At 63.7% G+C, this 19916-nt stretch carries 18 protein-coding genes; 6 read left to right on the top strand and 12 right to left on the bottom strand.

Annotated features, from left to right (window positions below; all coding sequences use genetic code 11):
• The first annotated feature begins 39 nt into the window (after positions 1–39).
• Genes OEG82_RS02550 through OEG82_RS02540 form a run of 3 tightly spaced genes read left to right on the top strand, consistent with a single transcriptional unit; the run spans position 40 to position 4551 of the window.
• On the top strand, positions 40–2892 hold the full coding sequence (locus OEG82_RS02550) for a molybdopterin oxidoreductase family protein (RefSeq protein ID WP_267610906.1): 2853 nt from the start codon (positions 40–42) through the stop codon (positions 2890–2892).
• The gene (locus tag OEG82_RS02545; protein WP_267610905.1) at positions 2889–3635 is read left to right on the top strand and encodes a 4Fe-4S dicluster domain-containing protein; all 747 of its coding nucleotides are present in this window, start codon (positions 2889–2891) and stop codon (positions 3633–3635) included. The genes OEG82_RS02550 and OEG82_RS02545 overlap by 4 nt, the downstream gene beginning before the upstream one ends.
• A gap of 4 nt (positions 3636–3639) precedes the next feature.
• Positions 3640–4551 carry a dimethyl sulfoxide reductase anchor subunit family protein gene (locus OEG82_RS02540; protein WP_267610904.1) on the top strand — a complete coding sequence of 304 codons (912 nt, stop codon included), beginning with the start codon at positions 3640–3642 and terminating at the stop codon, positions 4549–4551.
• A gap of 35 nt (positions 4552–4586) precedes the next feature.
• Here the strand turns inward: OEG82_RS02540 and OEG82_RS02535 are convergent, their stop codons facing one another.
• The 4 genes from OEG82_RS02535 to OEG82_RS02520 all read right to left on the bottom strand — a co-directional run bounded on the left by OEG82_RS02535 (position 4587) and on the right by OEG82_RS02520 (position 8935).
• Entirely contained in the window at positions 4587–5603 is a 1017-nt protein-coding gene (locus OEG82_RS02535; protein ID WP_267610903.1) for a TAXI family TRAP transporter solute-binding subunit, read from the bottom strand.
• A gap of 140 nt (positions 5604–5743) precedes the next feature.
• On the bottom strand, positions 5744–6802 hold the full coding sequence (locus tag OEG82_RS02530; RefSeq protein WP_267610902.1) for a succinylglutamate desuccinylase/aspartoacylase domain-containing protein: 1059 nt from the start codon (positions 6800–6802) through the stop codon (positions 5744–5746).
• A 38-nt stretch (positions 6803–6840) separates the two neighbouring features.
• On the bottom strand, positions 6841–8454 hold the full coding sequence (locus tag OEG82_RS02525) for a phytoene desaturase family protein (protein ID WP_425497518.1): 1614 nt from the start codon (positions 8452–8454) through the stop codon (positions 6841–6843).
• A gap of 142 nt (positions 8455–8596) precedes the next feature.
• Entirely contained in the window at positions 8597–8935 is a 339-nt protein-coding gene (locus OEG82_RS02520) for a PilZ domain-containing protein (RefSeq protein ID WP_267610900.1), read from the bottom strand.
• Positions 8936–9156: 221 nt separating this feature from the next.
• Between OEG82_RS02520 and xseA the strand changes: the two genes are divergently transcribed.
• From xseA to OEG82_RS02505, 3 genes are all read left to right on the top strand, one after another.
• A complete protein-coding gene (gene xseA, locus OEG82_RS02515) occupies positions 9157–10734 on the top strand; it encodes an exodeoxyribonuclease VII large subunit (RefSeq protein ID WP_267610899.1) in 1578 nt (525 codons plus the stop codon).
• A gap of 96 nt (positions 10735–10830) precedes the next feature.
• Entirely contained in the window at positions 10831–12066 is a 1236-nt protein-coding gene (locus OEG82_RS02510; protein WP_267610898.1) for a putative DNA modification/repair radical SAM protein, read from the top strand.
• Positions 12066–13532, top strand: coding sequence for a UdgX family uracil-DNA binding protein (locus tag OEG82_RS02505; RefSeq protein WP_267610897.1), 1467 nt, complete (start codon positions 12066–12068; stop codon positions 13530–13532). Before OEG82_RS02510 ends, OEG82_RS02505 begins: the two co-directional genes overlap by 1 nt.
• A gap of 46 nt (positions 13533–13578) precedes the next feature.
• Here the strand turns inward: OEG82_RS02505 and ybaK are convergent, their stop codons facing one another.
• The 8 genes from ybaK to OEG82_RS02465 form a co-directional block, all read right to left on the bottom strand.
• Positions 13579–14052 carry a Cys-tRNA(Pro) deacylase gene (gene ybaK / locus OEG82_RS02500; protein ID WP_267610896.1) on the bottom strand — a complete coding sequence of 158 codons (474 nt, stop codon included), beginning with the start codon at positions 14050–14052 and terminating at the stop codon, positions 13579–13581.
• A gap of 10 nt (positions 14053–14062) precedes the next feature.
• Complete coding sequence (locus OEG82_RS02495; protein WP_267610895.1) at positions 14063–14410, bottom strand: ArsC family reductase; 348 nt, start codon at positions 14408–14410, stop codon at positions 14063–14065.
• A gap of 24 nt (positions 14411–14434) precedes the next feature.
• Positions 14435–16006: a glutamine-hydrolyzing GMP synthase gene (guaA, locus tag OEG82_RS02490; RefSeq protein ID WP_267610894.1), complete on the bottom strand. Its 1572-nt coding sequence runs from the start codon at positions 16004–16006 to the stop codon at positions 14435–14437.
• Positions 16007–16015: 9 nt separating this feature from the next.
• Complete coding sequence (locus OEG82_RS02485) at positions 16016–16648, bottom strand: 5'-methylthioadenosine/S-adenosylhomocysteine nucleosidase (protein ID WP_267610893.1); 633 nt, start codon at positions 16646–16648, stop codon at positions 16016–16018.
• Positions 16645–17094 (bottom strand): PaaI family thioesterase, encoded by a 450-nt coding sequence (locus tag OEG82_RS02480; RefSeq protein WP_267610892.1) that lies wholly within the window; start codon positions 17092–17094, stop codon positions 16645–16647. Before OEG82_RS02480 ends, OEG82_RS02485 begins: the two co-directional genes overlap by 4 nt.
• A gap of 75 nt (positions 17095–17169) precedes the next feature.
• Complete coding sequence (locus OEG82_RS02475) at positions 17170–17634, bottom strand: TspO/MBR family protein (protein WP_267610891.1); 465 nt, start codon at positions 17632–17634, stop codon at positions 17170–17172.
• Positions 17635–17698: 64 nt separating this feature from the next.
• Positions 17699–18991 (bottom strand): RsmB/NOP family class I SAM-dependent RNA methyltransferase, encoded by a 1293-nt coding sequence (locus OEG82_RS02470; protein ID WP_267610890.1) that lies wholly within the window; start codon positions 18989–18991, stop codon positions 17699–17701.
• 176 nt (positions 18992–19167) lie between these two features.
• The gene (locus tag OEG82_RS02465) at positions 19168–19914 is read right to left on the bottom strand and encodes an SDR family oxidoreductase (protein ID WP_267610889.1); all 747 of its coding nucleotides are present in this window, start codon (positions 19912–19914) and stop codon (positions 19168–19170) included.
• Between the last annotated feature and the right edge of the window lie 2 nt (positions 19915–19916).

The raw sequence follows: 19916 nt of genomic DNA, 5'->3' as shown, positions 1-19916 counted from the left end.
CCGGGCGAACCGCCCGGCAGGACGCAGGCGAGGGGCGGAATGAACCAGACAAACGGGGCGCCGGGCGGCAGACAGGACGCGGCGCGCGGGACCACCGGGATTCGCAAGACCACCTGCTACATGTGCGCCTGCCGCTGCGGCATCGATGTTCACCTGAAGAACGGCAAGGTCACTTACATCGAGGGTAACCGCGATCACCCGATCAACAAGGGCGTGCTCTGCGCCAAGGGCTCGGCGGGGATCATGCAGCATTACTCGCCGGCGCGGCTTAAGAAGCCGTTGCTGAGGACCGGCGAACGCGGCTCTGGTCAATTCAAGGAAATCGAATGGGACGAGGCCCTGTCGCTCGCCACTGACTGGCTCGGCGAGGTTCGCCGCACCGATCCGCGCAAGCTGGCGTTTTTCACCGGCCGCGACCAGAGCCAGTCGATGACCGGCTGGTGGGCGCAACAATACGGCACCCCGAATTACGCCGCCCATGGCGGTTTCTGCTCGGTCAACATGGCCGCTGCCGGCATCTACACCATGGGCGGCGCGTTCTGGGAGTTCGGCGCGCCGGACTGGGAGAAGACCGAGCTGTTCATGATTTTCGGCGTCGCAGAGGACCATGATTCCAACCCGATCAAGATGGGTTTGGGCAAGCTCAAGGAGCGCGGCGTCAAGGTGATCGGGGTCAATCCGGTGCGCACCGGCTACAATGCCATTGCCGACGAATGGCTCGGCATCACGCCGGGCACCGACGGGCTGCTGATCCTGGCGCTGGTGCACGAATTGATGCGGGCCGGCAAGATCGATGTCGACTACCTGATCCGCTACACCAATGCGCCCTGGCTGGTCATCGACGACCCCGATGGCGCCGGTCACGGCCTGTTTGCGCGCGATGAGGACGGCACGCCGCTGGTCGCCGAGCGGGTGAGCGGCAAGACCGTGGCTTCTGCAACGGCAGGCATCAAACCGGCGTTGAAAGGCCGGTTCGAATTGCCCGACGGCCGCTTCGCCATTCCGGTGTTCGAACTGCTGGCGCAAAAATATCTCGATCCTGAATATGCCCCTGCTGAGGTTGCCGGACGCACCGGGATCGCGGCTGACACCATCATCCGTATTGCCGGCGAGATTGCGGAAGCCGCGTTCGAGCGCGAGGTGATCATCGAGCAGCCCTGGACCGACATGAAGGGCGAGCGGCACGAACGGATGATCGGACGGCCGGTGGCGTTTCACGCCATGCGCGGCATCTCGGCTCATTCCAACGGGTTCCAGACTTGCCGCGCGCTGCACATGCTGCAGATCCTCGTCGGATCGATCGACTGCCCTGGTGGATTCCGCTTCAAACCGCCCTATCCGCGTCCGGTTGCGGGTCAGCCGCGGCCGCATGGCGGCGCCTGTGCCGACACCGCATTGGCAGGCCCGCATCTGGGTTATCCGCGCGGACCGGAAGACCTGCTGCTGGAAGCCGATGGCGAAACAGCAGAGCGCATCGACAAGGCATTTTCCTGGGACGCGCCTTTGTCGGCGCACGGCATGATGCACATGGTGATTTCCAACGCCCATGCGCGCGATCCCTACGGCATCGACGTGTTGTTCATGTACATGGCCAATATGGCGTGGAATTCGTCGATGAACACCACCTCGGTCATGGATATGCTGACCGACAAGGACGAGAACGGCGACTACGTGATCCCGAAGATCATCTATTCGGACGCCTATTCCTCCGAAATGGTGGCGTTTGCCGACCTGATCCTGCCCGACACCACCTATCTCGAACGGCACGACTGCATTTCGCTGCTCGACCGGCCGATCAGCGAGCCGGAAGCGCTGTGCGATTCAATCCGCTGGCCGGTGGTGGAGCCCGACCGCGATGTGCGCGGCTTCCAGAGCGTGCTGCTCGATCTCGGCGCCCGGCTGAAGCTGCCGGGCATGGTCACCGAGGACGGTTCGCCGGTCTACACCGATTACGCCGACTACATCGTCAATCACCAACGCAAGCCGGGGATCGGGCCGCTGTCAGGCTGGCGCGGCGAAGATGGCGACAAGACCGGGCGCGGCAAGCCCAATCCGGACCAGCTCAAGCGCTACATCGAAAATGGCGGATTCTCGCAGGTGCATGTGCCGGCGGAAGCGCATTACTTCAAACACGCCAACCGGGCGTGGAGCGACTGGGCGATCGAAAAAGGCCTGCAGGACGGGCCGGTGGAAAACATCTTTCAGCTCTATCTCGAACCCTTGCGCAAGTTTCAGCTTGCTGCCGAGGGCAAGATCAAGCCGGTGCCGCCGGAACATCACCGGGAGCGGATCAAGCGCTGTTTCGAACCTTTGCCGACATGGTATCCGCCCTTTGCGGATGACGGGCTGAACGAGGACGCCTACCCGCTGCACGCCATCACCCAGCGGCCGGCGGCTATGTATCATTCCTGGGGATCGCAGAATGCCTGGCTCAGGCAGATCCACGGCGAGAACGCGCTCTATGTGCCCGGCGATGTCTGTGACAGCCAGGGACTTGAGACTGGCGACTGGGCACTGGTGACTTCGCAATCGGGCGAAATCCGGGTCAGGATTGCGCGCATGGATGCGGTCAACGGCTCGACGCTGTGGACCTGGAACGCCATCGGCAAGCGCTCCGGCGCCTGGGCGCTCGACACCGATGCGCCGGAAGCAACACGCGGATTCCTGCTCAACCATCTGATCGACGAGCTGCTGCCGCCCAAGGGTGACGGCCGCCGCTGGGCCAATTCCGATCCGATCACCGGCCAGGCGGCCTGGTTCGATCTGCGGGTGGCGATCCGCAGGGATCCCGATCAGACGACGGAAAAAAGCCTGCCAGATCCACGCGCGCAGACAAGCCCGGTGGGGCAGCCGCCCGAAAATGTGCGTTTCAGAGCGGAGGCCGCGGAATGACCAGTCTTCCCGCATCGACAGACAAGCGGCTCGGCCTCGTCATCGATCTCGACACCTGCGTCGGCTGCCATGCCTGCGCGGTCAGTTGCAAGGAATGGAACACCAGCGCCGGGGCCTCGGCGCTCAGCGATGTCGACGCCTATGGCGCCGATGTGTCGGGTGCCTGGCTCAACCGGATCCACACGTTTGAGGTGACGCCGGAGAATGCGCCGGCGCAGATCGTGCATTTCCCCAAATCCTGCCTGCATTGCGACGATGCGCCCTGCGTGACCGTCTGCCCGACCGGGGCCAGCTACAAGCGGCCCGAGGACGGGATCGTGCTGGTCAACGAGGATCTTTGCATCGGCTGCGGGCTTTGTGCCTGGTCCTGCCCCTATGGCGCGCGGGAAATGGACCCGGTCGAAAACGTGATGAAGAAATGCACGCTCTGCGTCGACCGGATCTACAGCGAGACGCTTGCTGAAGAAGACCGGATTCCGGCCTGCGTGCGCACCTGCCCGTCAAGCGCGCGGCATTTCGGCGATTTCAACGATCCGGAGTCGAATGTCTCGCAACTGGTGGCCAAGCGCGGCGGGATCGATCTGATGCCTGAAATGGGCACACGGCCGGTGAACCAGTATCTGCCGCCGCGCCCAAAGACCCGCTCGCAGCCCGCCGCAGCGTCGACCCGGGTTTCAGCGCCCGTGCCCAAGGCCGACGGCTTCCTCGGCTGGCTCGACGCTGCGCTCGATAAACTCGGATAGTCCCATGCATCCTGCTGTCTCCGTCATCTTCTTCACCGTCACATCGGGCGCCGGGCTTGGCATGATCTTCTTGCTTGGCCTCGGCTTTCCTGTCGATGCCTCCGCGCTCTGGGTGTTCTTCGTCGCACTGGTCGGCGGCGGGCTGGCGGTGGCGGGGCTTCTGGCCTCGACCTTCCATCTCGGCCACCCGGAACGGGCCTGGCGGGCGCTCAGCCAATGGCGCTCGAGCTGGCTGTCGCGCGAAGGCATTGCGGCCATCGCGACGCTGGTCCTGTTCGGAATCTATGTGCTGATCTGGCTGGTGACAGGAACCCGCCATCAGCTTCTGGGAGGGCTCGCCGCCCTGGGTGCTGCGATCACCGTGTTCACGACTTCGATGATCTATGCCCAGCTCAAAACCGTGCCGCAGTGGAACAGCCGGCTGACGCCGCTGGTCTATGGCGGTTTCGCGCTTGGCTCCGGCTGGCTGCTGGCGTCGGGACTGGGCACGCATCGGGCGCCGGAGATCTGGGGCATCGCACTGATCGCGCTGGCCTGGGCCGCCAAATGGCTTTGGTGGGCGCGCGCCGGGCGCAGCCGGCTTTCCGATACCGGCTCAACACCCGAAACCGCCACCGGACTGGGCTTCATCGGCAAGGTCCGCTTGCTGGAGCGCCCGCACACCGGCGAGAATTACCTGACCCGCGAAATGGTGCACAGGATCGGACGCAAGCACGCTGCGCGCCTGCGGATGCTGGCGCTCGTGTTTGGCGCTGTCGTGCCGGTCGTGATCCTGGCGATTGTCGGTCTCAGCGATGCGCCGGCGCTATTCAATCTCGTCGCGGCGGTCTCGATGCTCATCGGTCTGCTGGCGGAGCGCTGGCTGTTCTTTGCCGAAGCCGAGCACGCGGTGTCGCTCTATTACGGCCACCGCTGAGCCGGGTTACCCGGCCGCCATCGGGCGGTTCAGCCTCACTTGATCATGCCGGCTTCGCGGTAGAACCGCTCGGCGCCGGGATGCAGCGGGATGGCGATACCGTCGAGCGCGGTCTGCCGGGTCACCGACTGGCCCTTGGTGTGGCCGACATCGAGCAGCCGGCGTGCGGTGTCGTTCCACAGCGCCGAGGTGATGGCGTAGATCAGATCCTCGCTCTGGCTCAGGCTGGTGAGCCATTGCGCGCCGACGGCAACCGTCTCCACGCCTTCGACATTGCGGTAGACGCCGTTGGGAATTCTGTCCCGGGTGAAGAAGGAATGTTCCAGCAGCATCTGGTCCACCTCCGGACCGGCAATCGGGATGAGAACCATCTCGCCGGTTCTGGCAAGCTCATCGACCGCGCGGGCCGGATAGCCGCTGACGAAGAACAGCGCATCAAGCCGGCCTTCGCGCAGCGCCTCTGCGGCGTCCTCCGGCTGGAGATTTTCGACCGTGATATCCGCCTCGCTGAGACCGAAGGCGGCGAGGATCAGCACGGCGTCGGGATGGGTGCCCGAATCGGTCTTGTCGAGTGACACCCGCTTGCCGCGCAAATCCGAAACCGAAGCGATTCCGGAGGCTTTCGAGGCGACCAGATGGACATGTTCGGGATAGAGCGCGGCAATGACGCGCAGATCGCGCATCGGCTCCTGGCCTTCGAAGCGGCCGGTGCCGGAATAGGCCCAATAGGCGACGTCAGCCTGGGAGAAGCCGGAATCGAGATCCCCCGACGTAACGGCAACGACATTGGCGCCGGATCCATGAGACGACTGGGCAACCGCCACCAGGCCCGGCACACCGCAGGACCCGCCCTCGTCACAGGCGCGGGATCCGGGCGGATTGGAGATCGCATTGGCAACCGCGCCGGCAAGCGGGAAATAGGTGCCGCCGACCCCGCCTGTTCCGATGCTGAAATAGTTGATGTCTTCTGCCCGTACGCTTGTCGTGGCCAAGGCAGCCGCAACCGTCAAAGCGCCGACAGCGCGCAAGAGCAGCGATATCCCAGTTCTCATCTTTTCCCCCAACCTTATTGACCGCCCTGCCTGCGGGACGGTTCTGTCTCCTGACCGGTCTCTGCCGACATGTCCGAAGCGCCGACAAACTTGCGGTTTCGCCGGCCAAAGTCAAAGGCCATGGTCAAATCAACCCGGCTTCAATCCTCCAGCGCGCCCTTGCGCGCTGCCACCGGCGCATCGCCGATGATCTTGATGAGATTGTCGCCCATCCGGATAAAGCGGCGGATGCGGCGGGTCAGCACATAACCGGATTGCGGCGCCAGAACCGCCACTGTTCCATCGTCGCGGCCGGGATCGGTGATGATCTCTGCAAGCAACTGCCCTGCCTTTACGCGTGCGCCGGGGGCGACGTGAAACAGGATGGTGCCGCCAACGGGCGCCAGCACCATGTTGACATGGCGGATCGGCTTGCCGGTGAAATCATCCCGCAGCGCGGGCGCGGGCGTATCATCTTTTGCGACAACGCCGCGGCCCTGCAGGAAGCGGAAGAGTCCTTCCGCATCCTTGCGGCCGAGCGCGGCAGTGACATCGTTCTGCCCGCGCAGTTCGACGGTGGTGACGCAATGGCCGGACAGATCGCCACCCGGCGCACGGGCCTTCATCTCCTCAAAGATCGCTTCCTCGAACGCCCGGTCGGACCCCGAATCCCACAGAAGTGCTGCTTCGGCATCAAGACAGGCGGCGAGGTCGGACATTTCCGGCCAGAGCTGCTCGGGCGCATAGACATATTGCACGCCTTCGTCGTCGCAATGCAGGTCGAGCACGATCGGGCATCCATCGGCGAGCTCCAGCAGACGGCTTTTCAGCCGGCGCTCGGCAAAGACCGCCGACGAGGCGCTGTCGAGAACCCGGACCCCGTTTTCATCGGGCACCGGAAAATCGCGGTTGAAATTGGTCCGGGTTCCGGTCGCAAACCGGCCCATATGCTCGCCATAGAGATGCTGCGCCGCGCCGATCGGGTTGGCATGCGGCACCAGGGTCAGCGAGCCGAGCAGGCGGCCCTCGGCTTCGGCCTGCTTGAGCATCGGGATGAGATAATGCAGGGCCGCGACGCCGGGGCGCTCGTCGGCATGCAGGCCTGCCTGGATATAGACGCGCGGGGCGCGCTCCCCACCCGAGCCGGCGAACCGGTGAACAATCAACTGGTAGGCGATGCCCGGCGTTTCGCCGGCAATGGATTCGATCTCGGTCATCATGCTGTATTACCCTGAACCTGAAAGCTGTGCGGTGACGACTACACCCGCCGGGCGCGGATGTCGTTGAGAATCTCGCGGGCCGCATTGTGACCGGGCACGCCGGTGACACCGCCGCCGGGATGGGTCGAGGAGCCGCACATGTAAAGCCCGGCCAGGGGTCCGCGATAGGCGCCATAGCCCAGAACCGGGCGCGCCGAAAACAACTGGTTAAGACTGAGCTTGCCGTGAAAGATATCGCCGCCGACCAGCGACAAGATGCGCTCGAGATCAAGCGGCGAAAGTATCTGGCGACCGACCACGCTTTTTGCAAAGCCAGGAGCGTGATGATCCACCGTGGCGATCATCAGATCAGCGACGGTCTCGCGATGATCATCCCAGGACGATCCGCCCGGAAAGCCGTCCGGCAGGGTGGGCGCGACATGCTGGCAAAACAGGCTGGCCACATGTTTGCCTTCAGGCGCCAGCGTCGGATCGAGCGTCGACGGGATCAGCATTTCGACAATCGGCTGGCGCGACCAGCCATGGGTGCGGGACTCGAGATAGGCGCGGTCCATGTAATCCAGCGACGGCGCAATGATGATGCCGGCGGTGAGATGATCGCCGGGCTCGGGCCGCGCGGTGAACACCGGCAGCGCATCAAGCGCCAGATTCATGCGGAAGGTGCCCGAGCCGCTTTGCCAGTGCCCGATGCGGCGGCGGAAATCTTCAGGCAGCGGCGCGTCTGACAGCAGCTTGCCGACGAGCAATTGCGGATGAATGTTGGAAGCGACCAGATCGGCCTCATGGCGGGCGCCGTCTCCGGTAACAACGGCGCTGACCCGGCCGCCCTCCGTTTCGATGGTGGCGGCGGAGGCGCCGGTCTTGATGGTGACGCCCTTTTCCTCGCAGGCCCGGCGCATCGCCGCCGTGATTGATCCCATTCCGCCAAGGGCATGGCCCCAGGCGCCGCGCTTGCCGTGAACCTCGCCAAAGCAATGATGCAAGAGCACATAGCCCGTCCCCGGCGTATGCGGGCTGGTCCAGGCGCCGACGACGCCATCAAAGCCGAACAGCGCCTTGACCGGGTCGCTTTCGAACCAGCGATCAAGGATCTCGGCCGCCGAGCAGGTGAAGAGATCAAGCACGTCACGCCGCGCATCGAGAGACAGCTGCGAAATGCGGCGGCCCAGCGATGCCGCCTTCAACAGCTCCGGTACGGCGGAGATCCAGTTTCCCTCGGTGACATTGGGCGGGGTGCGCAACAGCAGATCGCGCAGTACGGAAGCGGCGTTTTCGAGCATCCGGTCATAGCCGTCGAGCGCCTCGGCGTCGCGGCTCGAAAATTGCGCCACTGACGCGCGGGTGATCCCGGGACCGGCTTCGAGAGCCCTGCCATCAGGCAGAGGCAGAAAATTGTTCATGCGCCGTTCGACAATTTCCAGCCCGTGGCGATGCAGATCGAGATCCGCGATCACCTTGGGATTGAGCAGCGACACGGTGTAGGAGGCGACGGAATTGCGAAACCCGGGATGAAATTCCTCGGTGACGGCGGCGCCGCCGATGATGTCGCGCCTTTCAAGGACGGTGACCTTGTGTCCGGCGGCCGCCAGATACCAGGCGCAGACCAGGCCATTGTGGCCACCGCCAATTACCACCGCCTGTTTCATGATCAAGTTCCCCGTCTGTCGTCACCGGCATCCTGCACCGGGCAGCGGGACCGGCGCAATGGGCGCGACAAACCGGCGCGGGCCGGCGCTGCCTCACCGGATCATGCAATCCCGGAGGTGACGAAGCGTCATTGCGGAACAGGCGGATCTAGTTGGGTTTTTTCGGACGCAGTTTTGGCTGCGCCAGTTTCTCGACCGTGTCGGTCGGCAGATCGGCCAGAAATTTCAGATGCAGGCCGATATCGGAGCGGGCAATCACGGCGCAGGGAAACTTCACCTTCACGCCGTCGAATACAAGATAGAGAAACTCAGGCACCTGGCTGGGCAGGAGGCCGGACAAATGGCAACCGCTTTCGGAGATATTGGTCATCCTGCAGCGCTGGGACGCGTATCCGCGCACACCCTGCGCGAGAAAATAGACTGTGCTCGGCTTGTTTGCCGGACGGCGCTGGTGCTGGCGCTGTTCCAGATTTGCCAGACGCGTCAAATAGTTTCCTGCAGCGCTCATTTCCATCCTCAATGCCTGATGACAGTTTTCCTATAAGTATTGACGGGTTAAAAACCGGTTTACATACTAGTTATTACCCCTCACAAAACAATTTTATACATATAGCATCGCATTCGTTCGGGAATATTCCGAGGCTCGCCGCGGCTTCAGCCCTGCACTTCCAGACTTGACGCGGCTGAGCTCATGGTGCGCAATCAGGCATGGTTGCACCCTTTGATGATTCGCCCACCAACGCCACGGAATTCACCGTCAGCGAACTGTCCGGCTCGATCCGCCGCACGGTGGAGGACAGTTTCGGCCATGTACGGGTACGCGGCGAAATATCCGGCTACCGGGGTCCGCATTCCTCGGGCCACGCCTATTTTTCCCTGAAGGACGACAAGGCCCGTATCGAGGCGGTGGTCTGGAAAGGGGTGTTCTCACGGCTCAAGCATCGGCCGGAAGAAGGCATGGAGGTGATTGCGACAGGCAAGATCACCACCTATCCCGGATCGTCGAAATACCAGATCGTCATCGACACGATCGAGCCGGCCGGCGCCGGGGCGCTGATGGCGCTGATCGAGGAACGGCGGCGCCGACTGGCAGCCGAAGGCCTGTTTGACGAGGCCCGCAAGCAGTTGCTGCCCTTCATGCCGAAAGTGATCGGGGTGGTGACCTCGCCCACCGGCGCCGTGATCCGCGACATCTTGCACCGGATCGAGGACCGGTTTCCTGTGCATGTGATTGTCTGGCCGGTGCGGGTGCAGGGCGACACCTCGGGCCAGGAGGTGGCGCGGGCCATCAACGGCTTCAATGCACTTGACGGCACCGGCGCGATCAAACGGCCGGACCTGATCATCGTGGCGCGCGGCGGCGGCAGCCTGGAGGATCTCTGGGGCTTCAATGACGAAGCGGTGGTGCGGGCTGCGGCAGAGTCCGATATCCCGCTGATTTCGGCGGTCGGACACGAGACCGACTGGACCCTGATCGACCACGCCAGCGACCGCCGGGCACCGACCCCCACTGGCGCCGCCGAGATGGCGGTTCCGGTCAAGGCCGATCTGTCGGCGCATGTGGCGGGGCTGACCGCGCGGCTCAAATCCGCGCAGTCGCGCACGCTTGACCGTCGCCGCGAAGCCGTGCGCAGCCTGGCGCGGGCGCTGCCGACGCTCGACAGCGTGCTGGCCATGCCGCGGCAACGGCTCGACCGCTCGGGCCAGGGATTGGGGCAGGCGCTGCAGCTCAACACCGCCAACCGGCGGCGCAGTTTCGAACGCCAGGCCGGACGGGTGACGCCGGTGGCGCTGGTTTCGGCAATCCGCGACAAGCGTCAACTGGTGCGCGACAAGGCGGCACGCGCCGACCGGGCGCAGGAACGCAGGCTCGAGGCCTGGAGATCGCGGCTCGACCGCCACGCCCTGGTGCTGGCCGCCGTGCCGCGCCGGATCACCGACGCTCAGACCCGCAGCCGTGAACAGCTTGCCGGCTTGCACCGCCGGACCGACATCGCGCTCACCCAGATGCTGAGCCAGAGACGCCGTGGACTGGATGCGCAGGCGCGCATGCTGCAATCGCTGTCCTACCACAGCGTGCTGGGCCGCGGCTTCGCGGTGATTCGCGATAAGGACCGTGCAGTGCTGTCGCGCGCTGACCAGGTCGAGACCGGCACGATGATTGCCGTCGAATTCGCCGATGGCGAGGTTTCGGCACTGGCCAGCAGCAGCGACCAGCCGATCTCGGCACCGAAGAAGCAGCCGCGTGCAAAAGCCAAACCGCCGGGCCAGGGCAGCCTTTTCTAGACCATACATCCGAACGGACAGCAGGCCGGCAGAACTTTCCTGTCCGGTTTAACATGGGTTATTGCGGACGGGCCTTACGGAACATATAAGGAACATATGACCGGAAAAACACTCGAATCGAAGCTCGCCATCCTGAGCGATGCCGCCAAGTATGACGCTTCCTGCGCCTCCTCGGGATCCACCAGGCGCGACAGCCGCGATGGCAAGGGGCTGGGGTCGAACGAGGGCACCGGGATCTGCCATGCCTATGCGCCGGACGGGCGCTGCATTAGCCTGCTCAAGATCCTGATGACCAATTTCTGCATCTATGATTGCGCCTATTGCATCAACCGGGTGTCGTCGAATGTACCGCGGGCGCGGTTTTCGGTGGACGAGGTGGTGCGCCTGACTATCGACTTCTACCGGCGCAACTACATCGAGGGCCTGTTTTTGTCCTCCGGCGTCATCCGCTCGCCCGATGCGACGATGTCGGACATGGTGCAGATCGTGCGCAAATTGCGCGAAGAGGAAAATTTTCGCGGCTACATCCACCTCAAGACCATTCCCGATGCGGCCCCCGAACTGATCGCGGAAGCCGGGCGGCTGGCCGACCGGTTGTCGATCAATGTGGAATTGCCGACCGACGCCGGCATGCAGGCTTTTGCGTCGGAGAAAAATCCGGCGCAGATCCGCCGGGCCATGGCCGATGTGCGGCTGCGCAAGGAAGCCGCCGGCGATGTCACCCATACCGGACGCAAGGCGCCGCGCTTTGCCCCGGCCGGCCAATCGACGCAGATGATTGTCGGTGCTGACGGCTCCAATGACGCGGCTATTCTGGGCGAATCAACCCGGCTTTACTCCAGCTACAAGCTGAAGCGGGTCTATTATTCGGCGTTTTCGCCGATCCCCGACAGCACGGCGCGGCTGCCGCTGATCTCGCCGCCGCTGGTGCGCGAGCACCGGCTCTATCAGGCCGACTGGCTGCTGCGGTTTTATGGCTTCGACCTTCAGGAAATCGTCAGCGGCGCCCGGGACGGCAATCTCGACCTGGAGCTCGATCCGAAGCTGGCCTGGGCGCTGTTGCACCGGGAGATCTTTCCGGTCGACATCAATCGCGCCGAGCGGGAGCTTTTGCTGCGTGTGCCGGGCTTCGGGGTGAAGACGGTCAACCGGATCCTCGGCACGCGCCGCTACCGCAATGTGCGCTACGAGGACGTGGTGCGAATGGGCGGAAGCATGAAAAAGGCCGGCGCCTTCATCACCGCGCAGGGCTGGTCGCCCGGCGGGCTGATCGACACCGCGCAACTGCGCAGCCGCGTTCTGCCGCCGCCAGAGCAATTGTCGCTACTCTGATGCGCCATATCGCCTTGCCAGACACCGGGACCGCGGATGCGTGGCGCAAGGCCGCGCGCGCCTGCCTGCGCGAGGGCCTGTCGCCCGCCGATGTCAGCTGGGGAACCGCGCAGACCGAACGCAGCCTGTTTGACGACCAGCCGATCGCAGGTGCCGCGCCGGTGAAGATGACGGTGCCGCGCAGCTTTGTCAGCCTCGCCGAAACCGTCTGCTGGCACAGCGACGCCGACCGTTTCGCGCGGCTTTACGCCTTTCTGTGGCGACTGAAAGACACGCCGCATCTGATTGCCGACCGGGGCGACAGGGAGCTGGCGCATCTGCGGGCGATGGAAAAATCGGTGCATCGATGCCAGCACAAGATGAAGGCCTTTGTCCGCTTCCGGGAAATCGGCGATCGCGATGATCTGAGGCGCAGCTTCGCCGCCTGGTTCGAACCGACTCATCACACGGTGGAGCCGACGGCGGATTTCTTCGCCCGCCGCTTTGCCGACATGGACTGGCGGATCGTCACGCCCGAGAAGTCCGCGATCTTTCAGGACGGGAGCTTGAGCTTTGCGCCAGGACAGCCGAAGCCGGCCTTGCCGGAGGACGCCGGCGAAGCGCTGTGGCTCACCTATTTCCGCAGCATCTTCAATCCGGCGCGGCTGAAGGTGCAGGCGATGACCTCGGAGATGCCGAAGAAATACTGGAAGAATCTGCCCGAAGCTGCGACCATCCCCGACCTGATTGCCAATGCTCCGGCGCGCGCCCGGGCGATGGCGCAGGCCGCGCCCACCCTGCCCCCGGTTCGCGCCGGCAAGGCGCGCCAGCAGCTTGCCGCGCACATGTCCGCCTGGGACGGACCGAAAGAGGCGCTGCCAGCCGCCATTTATGCCTGCACCCGCTGTCCGCTGCACAGAACCGCGACCCAGGCCGTGCCGGGTGTCGGCCCTCTCGATGCGGCGCTGATGATTGTCGGCGAGCAGCCCGGCGATCAGGAAGATCTCACCGGTCTGCCCTTTGTCGGCCCGGCAGGGCAACTGTTCGACAAAGTCGCGCAATCAGCCGGGCTGAACCGGGCAGAGGCCTTCGTCACCAATGCGGTCAAGCATTTCAAGTTCACCCCGCGCGGCAAGCGGCGGCTGCACCAGCGGCCCAATTCCGGCGAGATCGAGCATTGCCGCTGGTGGCTTGATGCCGAGCGCAGCCTCGTGCAGCCGAAGCTGATCCTGGCGCTGGGGGCCACGGCTGCCGAGGCCCTGACCGGGTCAGGTTCGAACATTCTTCGCCGCCGCGGAACCGTGGAACAGCTTGCCGACGGAACCCCGGTGCTGCTGTCGGTGCATCCATCGTTCCTGCTGCGCCTGCCCGATCCGGCGGAACGGCAAAAGCAGATGGCGCTGTTTGAGGCGGATCTGCGCCGCGCGGTGGAAATGGTTGTTGCGCTGACGGCTCGATCGGGCAGGCAGGACATGGCCGCTGGGTGATCTGTCAACGGGTTGGGGCCTTATCAGCCGGCTAACAAATGCTGTGTCAGGCGATGACTTCGGCACAGACCGCCTTGAGCGCCCGCGCCGCCGTATCGGGGTCCAGCCGGATTTGCAGCCCGCGCTGGCCGCCATTGATGAAGACATAAGGCTCTGTCAGCGCGGCGCGTTCAAAAGCGGTCGGCACGTGCTTTTTCTGGCCAAAGGGGCTGATACCGCCGACATGGTAGCCGGTGAGGCGTTCGGCGTCCGCGGGCTTCATCATTGTCGCCGACTTGCCGCCGAGCGCTGCCGCCAGCTTCTTCATGCTGAGTTCGTGGTCGGATGGCAGCACGACGCAGACCGGCTTGCCGTCGAGTTCCGCCATCAGGGTCTTGAGCACGCGCGAGGGCGGCTCACCCAAAGCCTCGGCTGCCTGCAGGCCAATGCTGTCGGCATCGGGATCGTAATCATAGCTGTGGATGGTGAAGGCAATGCCGAGCTTGCCGAGAGCTGTCGTGGCGCGAGTGGTTTTCGCCATCGCACTTTCCTCAGGCGAAGAATTGCTCGTAGAGATCCGGCTTGAAGCCGATGATGATCCGGTTCTCCGCTTCCAGCACCGGCCGCTTGATCATTGAGGGCTGGGCCAGCATCAGCGCGATGGCCTTGTCCTGGTCGAGATCCTGCTTGTCGGCGTCATCAAGCTTGCGGAAGGTGGTTCCGGCCCGGTTGAGGACGGTTTCCCAGCCGGCCTCACTGCACCAGCGCTGAAGATGCGCCCGGTCGATGCCAGACGCCTTGTAGTCGTGGAACTCCGCTTCGACCGAATGCTCAGCGAGCCAGGTCCGCGCCTTCTTCATCGTGTCGCAGTTCTTGATGCCATAAATGGTGACGGTCATATGCAGTTCCGTGCTGTCAGCGCCTCATTCCCACTCGATGGTGCCGGGAGGTTTGGAGGTGACGTCGTAGACGACGCGGTTGATACCCTTGACCTCGTTGATGATCCGGGTCGCGGTCTTGCCCAGGAAATCCATGTCATAGGGATAGAAATCCGCGGTCATGCCGTCGACCGAGGTGACGGCGCGCAGCGCGCAGACGAACTCGTAGGTGCGGCCATCGCCCATGACGCCGACAGTCTGCACCGGCAACAGCACGGCAAATGCCTGCCAGATGATGTCGTAAAGACCGGCCTTGCGGATCTCGTCGAGATAGATCGCGTCGGCCTGGCGCAGGATGTCGAGCTTTTCACGGGTGATGCCGCCGGGGCAGCGGATCGCCAGGCCCGGCCCGGGGAACGGGTGACGGCCGATGAAGCTGTCGGGCAGGCCGAGCTCCTTGCCCAGCACCCGGACTTCATCCTTGAAGAGCTCGCGCAGGGGCTCGACCAGCTGCATGTTCATGCGCTCGGGCAGTCCGCCGACATTGTGGTGCGACTTGATGGTGACCGAAGGGCCGCCCGAAAACGAGACACTTTCGATCACATCCGGGTAGAGTGTGCCCTGGGCCAGATAGTCGGCGCCGCCGATTTTCGCAGCTTCTTCCTCGAAGACCTCGATGAACAGCCGGCCGATGGTCTTGCGCTTGGTTTCCGGGTCCGCCTCGCCTTCGAGCTGCGAGATGAAGCGGTCGGACGCATCCACCATTTTCAGGTTGAGATTGTAGTGGTTGCGGAACATCTCCACCACATCGGCGGCCTCGTTCATGCGCATCAGGCCGTGATCGACGAGGATGCAGCTGAGCTGGTCGCCGATGGCCTCGTGGATCAGCAGCGCCGCAACGGAGGAATCGACGCCGCCGGAGAGCGCGCAGATGACCTTGCCGGAGCCGACCTGGTCGCGGATCTTCTGCACCATCTCCGCCCGGTAGGCGGCCATCGACCAGTCGGATTTGAGGCCGACGATCTTGTGCACGAAATTGGCCAGCAGCTTGGCGCCGTCGGGCGTGTGCACCACCTCGGGATGGAACATGGTGGTGTAATAGCGCTTGTCCTCATTGACCGAGATGGCAAAGGGCGCGTTCGGCGATGTGCCGATCACCTCGAAGCCGTCGGGCAGCTTCGTGACGCGGTCGCCATGGCTCATCCACACCGGGTATTTCTTGCCGACTTCCCAAAAACCCTCGAACAGGGGCGAGGCTTTGAGGATCTCGACATCGGCGCGGCCGAATTCGCGGTGGTGACCGCCTTCGACATTGCCGCCGATCTGCATGCACAGCGTCTGCTGGCCGTAGCAGATGGCGAGGATCGGGACGCCGGAATCGAACACCGCCTGCGGCGCGCGCGGCGAGCCTTCGCGGGTGACCGAATCCGGTCCACCGGAAAAGATCACGCCTTTCGGCTGCATCCGGTCAAAGCCTTCATCGGCGAGCTGGAACGGGACGATCTCGCAATAGACCCCGGCTTCGCGCACGCGGCGGGCGATCAGCTGCGTGACCTGACTGCCGAAGTCGATGATCAGAATGGAATCGGGATGAGTGGTGTGGAGGATATCGTTCATGGCGAGCGATTAAGCCAAAGCCGCGCCGGATGCAATCGCCGCTTCGACCAGATCCACCGCTTCGGCGAGTTTTTCATCGATCACATGCAAATATTCGGTCCAATCATCAAGATGGTTGAGCTCGGCCTTGCCATCGGAAATGCCGCGCAGGCCTATGACGGGCACGGAAAACAGGCTGGCGGCGCGCAGCACGGCGAAGGTTTCCATGTCGACCATGTCGGCATCGATCAGATCATAGGCCTCGCCGGAGACGATGTTGGCGCCGGTCGATAGGCTTGCCGAGGGAACGCCTTCAGCTATCACCGGCATCGGCAGCTTGGCGGGCAGGTCGAGAAGCGGCGTCCGGCCTTTTTCGAATCCGAGCGGGCTTGCGTCCATGTCGCGGTAGCTGACAGAGGAAACCTGATAGACATGGGTCTGTTCGAGCAGCCGTGAGCCTGCTGATCCGAGCGAGACGATGCAGTCGGGACGGTTTGGCCCTGATGTCGCCAGATTAGCCGCCAGCACACTGGCTGCCTCCACCGGGCCAATGCCGGTGATCAAGGGGGCAAACCGCGATTTCAGATGCGGGCCATATTCCGGCTCGGCCGCCATCACATAGAGCACCCGCCGGTCACCGACGCTCTTGAGTGTTCCGCTCATCCGTCAATCCCTTCACGGCCGCGCACCACCATCATGGTGCCAGTCATCGATGCAATCAGCTTGGCCGGGCCATCGGAAATGGCATAGGCGCGGCCATCGCTGACAATGATGGTGTTGCCGGGCTTGGTGACCTCGCCGCGAAACAGGAAATGATCGCCGCGGCCGGGCGACAGAAGATTGATCTTGAATTCGATGGTCAGCACCGCCGCATCTTCGGGCATCACCGACAGGGCGGCATAGCCGCAGGCCGAATCGAGCGCGGTCGACAGGATGCCTGCATGCAGAAAGCCATGCTGCTGGGTCAGGTCGGCACGGAACGGCATCTCGATCTCGACCACGCCATATTCGACGCTGGTGAGGGCTGCCCCGATGCTGCCCATGACCTTCTGGCGGGCGAAACTGTCGGTCACGCGTCCACGGAAATTCTGATCGGGTCTCTCATCCATGCGCCAATTCCTTTCGCAGCTGCGAAGGTGGCAAGCAGACGGCAAAACCGCAAGCGGTTTCTGCCTGTGTGCGGATCAGACGCGGTTGAGCCACCAGATCGCGGCATTGAGCACACCGGCAAAGGACACCCAGGCGGCATAGGGAAGGAACAGCAATGCGGCGGGACGATCCCTGCTCCAGGCCGTGGCGATGAAGGCCATGATGGCGATCAGCATGGCGATCAGCACCACAAGCGCCAGATCGGGGCGGTGCAGCACGAAAAAGACCGGCGACCAGGCAAAATTCAGCGCCATCTGCACAAACCAGATTTTCGGCAGCCAATTGCCGCGCTCCTTGATGAAGGCGCGCGCGCCGGCAATCCCGACGAGAACATAGAGCGTGGTCCAGACCGGGCCGAAAATCCAGTTGGGCGGATTGAAGGACGGCTTTTCCAGGCCCTGATACCAGGGTCCGGGGATCGAGAAATAGCCGATCAGGCTGCCCCCGGCGACGGTGAGAGCGACAAACAGGAGCAATGTCACTGCATGGGATTTGTTCATGGGTCCACCTCTTGCCGGTCATGGCCGTTGCCGACCGCGCCGGGCTGCCCGCTGCTGCCGGCCGTTACAGTTTGCGGCGGAAACCGGCGAAATAAAACCCGTCGGTGCCGGTCCGTCGCGGCGACAGGATCAATCCCAGATTCTGGTCCGCATAGGGAACCGGCGCATCGGGATCGGCCACTGCGGCACGCCAACGCTGCTTGAGGCTAATGGTTTCAAATTCCGGATGCCGGGTCAAAAACGCCTTGACCCGGTCGGTGTTTTCTTCCGGCAGCAGCGAACAGGTGACATAGGCCAGCTCGCCGCCGGGACGGACATAGACCGACGCATCATCAAGCACCTTGTCCTGATCTGCGGTGCGGTCGCTGAGGTTCTTTTCCGAAATACGCCATTTCGCGTCCGGCCGGCGGCGCCAGGTGCCGGTGCCGGTGCAAGGCGCATCAACCAGAACCCGGTCCATCGCCTGTTCCAGCCCGGCCAGGTTAAACGGTCGCTCCTTGATGTCGATGATCTCGACACCGGCACGGCGGATGCGCTCGACCATCGGCGCAAGCCTGCGGCGGTCGGCATCATAGGCATTGATGCGCCCGTCATTGTTCATCATCGCCGCAAAGGCCAGCGCCTTGCCGCCGCCGCCGGCGCAATAATCAAGCACGATCTCGCCCGGCTCGGCCCCGGCAAGACCGGCAGCCAATTGCGAGCCCTCGTCCTGGACTTCGAACCAGCCCCCGGCAAAATTGACTTCGCTGGTGGCGGCAATCTGGCGCTGCGGCCCCTCGCCGGCTTCAATGCGGATGCCATTTGGCGCCAGCCGGGTCGCCGATGCGCCCTGGCCTTCAAAACCGGCCAGCACCTGATCTCGGTCGGTGACAATAGTGTTGACCCGAAGATCGAGCGGCGGACGGGCGGTCATCGCCTGCGCCTCGGCTTCCCAATCGTCTCCGAAGGCGCGTTCGAACGAGGCGACCAGCCATTCGGGAATATCGGCGCGCACATGCGCCGGGGCCTGACCCAGGTCCCGCGCCAGGCAGGCGGACAGGAGCTCCACCGACGGTATTTCGGGTGCGAACTTGTCTCCCTCGAGGCTGGCGGTCAGCTCTTCCGGGCTGATGCCCCACTGGCGCAGCAGCGTCGCCACCGCCAGATCGGCGGGTGTGCCGCCATCCATGATGAAAGCGTGAGAGAGCTTCATCCGCAGCGCGTCATGGACCAGGTTGGAAATCGCGCCGCGGTCGCCGGATCCGGCAAAGCGGTGCGACAGGCCCCAATCCTTCAGCGCTTCCGGCACCGGCCGGTGCCGGGTCTCGATGTCGGTGAGAATTTCGATGGCTGCTTGCAGACGTCCGCCGAGGCGCATGATCAATCTCCAATGCATGGCGGGCTCAAATGGGGTCATTCAAGCGATGATGCGCATGCATTCACTAAGTGTGGCACAGCGCCACTGGCGCGTCATGTCTGACGCGCGGCGCGGTCGTTGGCCCCCTGCTAGAGGTTTTTGCACCCGAATGGAAGCAAATTGGACAAGCCGCCAGCTCAGATGCAGCGGCCGCCATCCACTTCCATGGCCACACCGGTGATCATCGCCGCCTCGTCGGAACACAGGAAACAGGCGGCATTGGCCATGTCTTCTGGCGTGGAAAACCGGCCCAGCGGAATGGTGGAGAGGAATTTGGCGCGGATTTCCGGCGTGTCCTCACCCATGAAGGATTTCAGCAACGGCGTTTCCCCGGCCACGGGATTGAGCGCATTGACCCGGATTCCCGAGGGCGCCAGTTCGATGGCCATGGATTTGGTGGCGGTGATCATCCAGCCCTTGGAGGAATTGTACCAACTCAAGCGCGGTCGCGGGCTGACCCCGGCGGTCGATGCGACATTGAGGATCGCGCCGGATCCGGCCTGTTTCATGGCCGGAACGAAGTGCCGCGCGGTCAGGAACACCGACTTGGCATTGACGGCCAGAACCCGGTCGAAATCCTCCTCGCTGATATCTTCCAGGGCTGCGGGCAAATGGGTGATGCCGGCATTGTTGACCAGGATGTCGAGCTGGCCGAAATTGCCCAGCACGAGGCTGGCCATGGCTGCGACGCTGTCATTGCTGGACACGTCGACCGTGACGGCAAAGGCACGATCGCCGCATTCCGAAGCAAAGTCCCGGGCCGCATCTGCATTGATGTCGGCAACGGCGACACGGGCGCCTTCGCTGATGAATTTCCGGACGATACCGGCGCCAAATCCCGATGCGCCGCCGGTTACCAGGGCTGTCTTGCCTTCAAGTCTCATTG

It is taken from the genome of Hoeflea ulvae (assembly GCF_026619435.1).
Classification (GTDB): Bacteria; Pseudomonadota; Alphaproteobacteria; order Rhizobiales; family Rhizobiaceae; genus Hoeflea; species Hoeflea ulvae.
The sequence above is the reverse complement of the archived record's forward strand: the minus strand, read 5'-3'. Positions and strand labels throughout refer to the sequence as shown.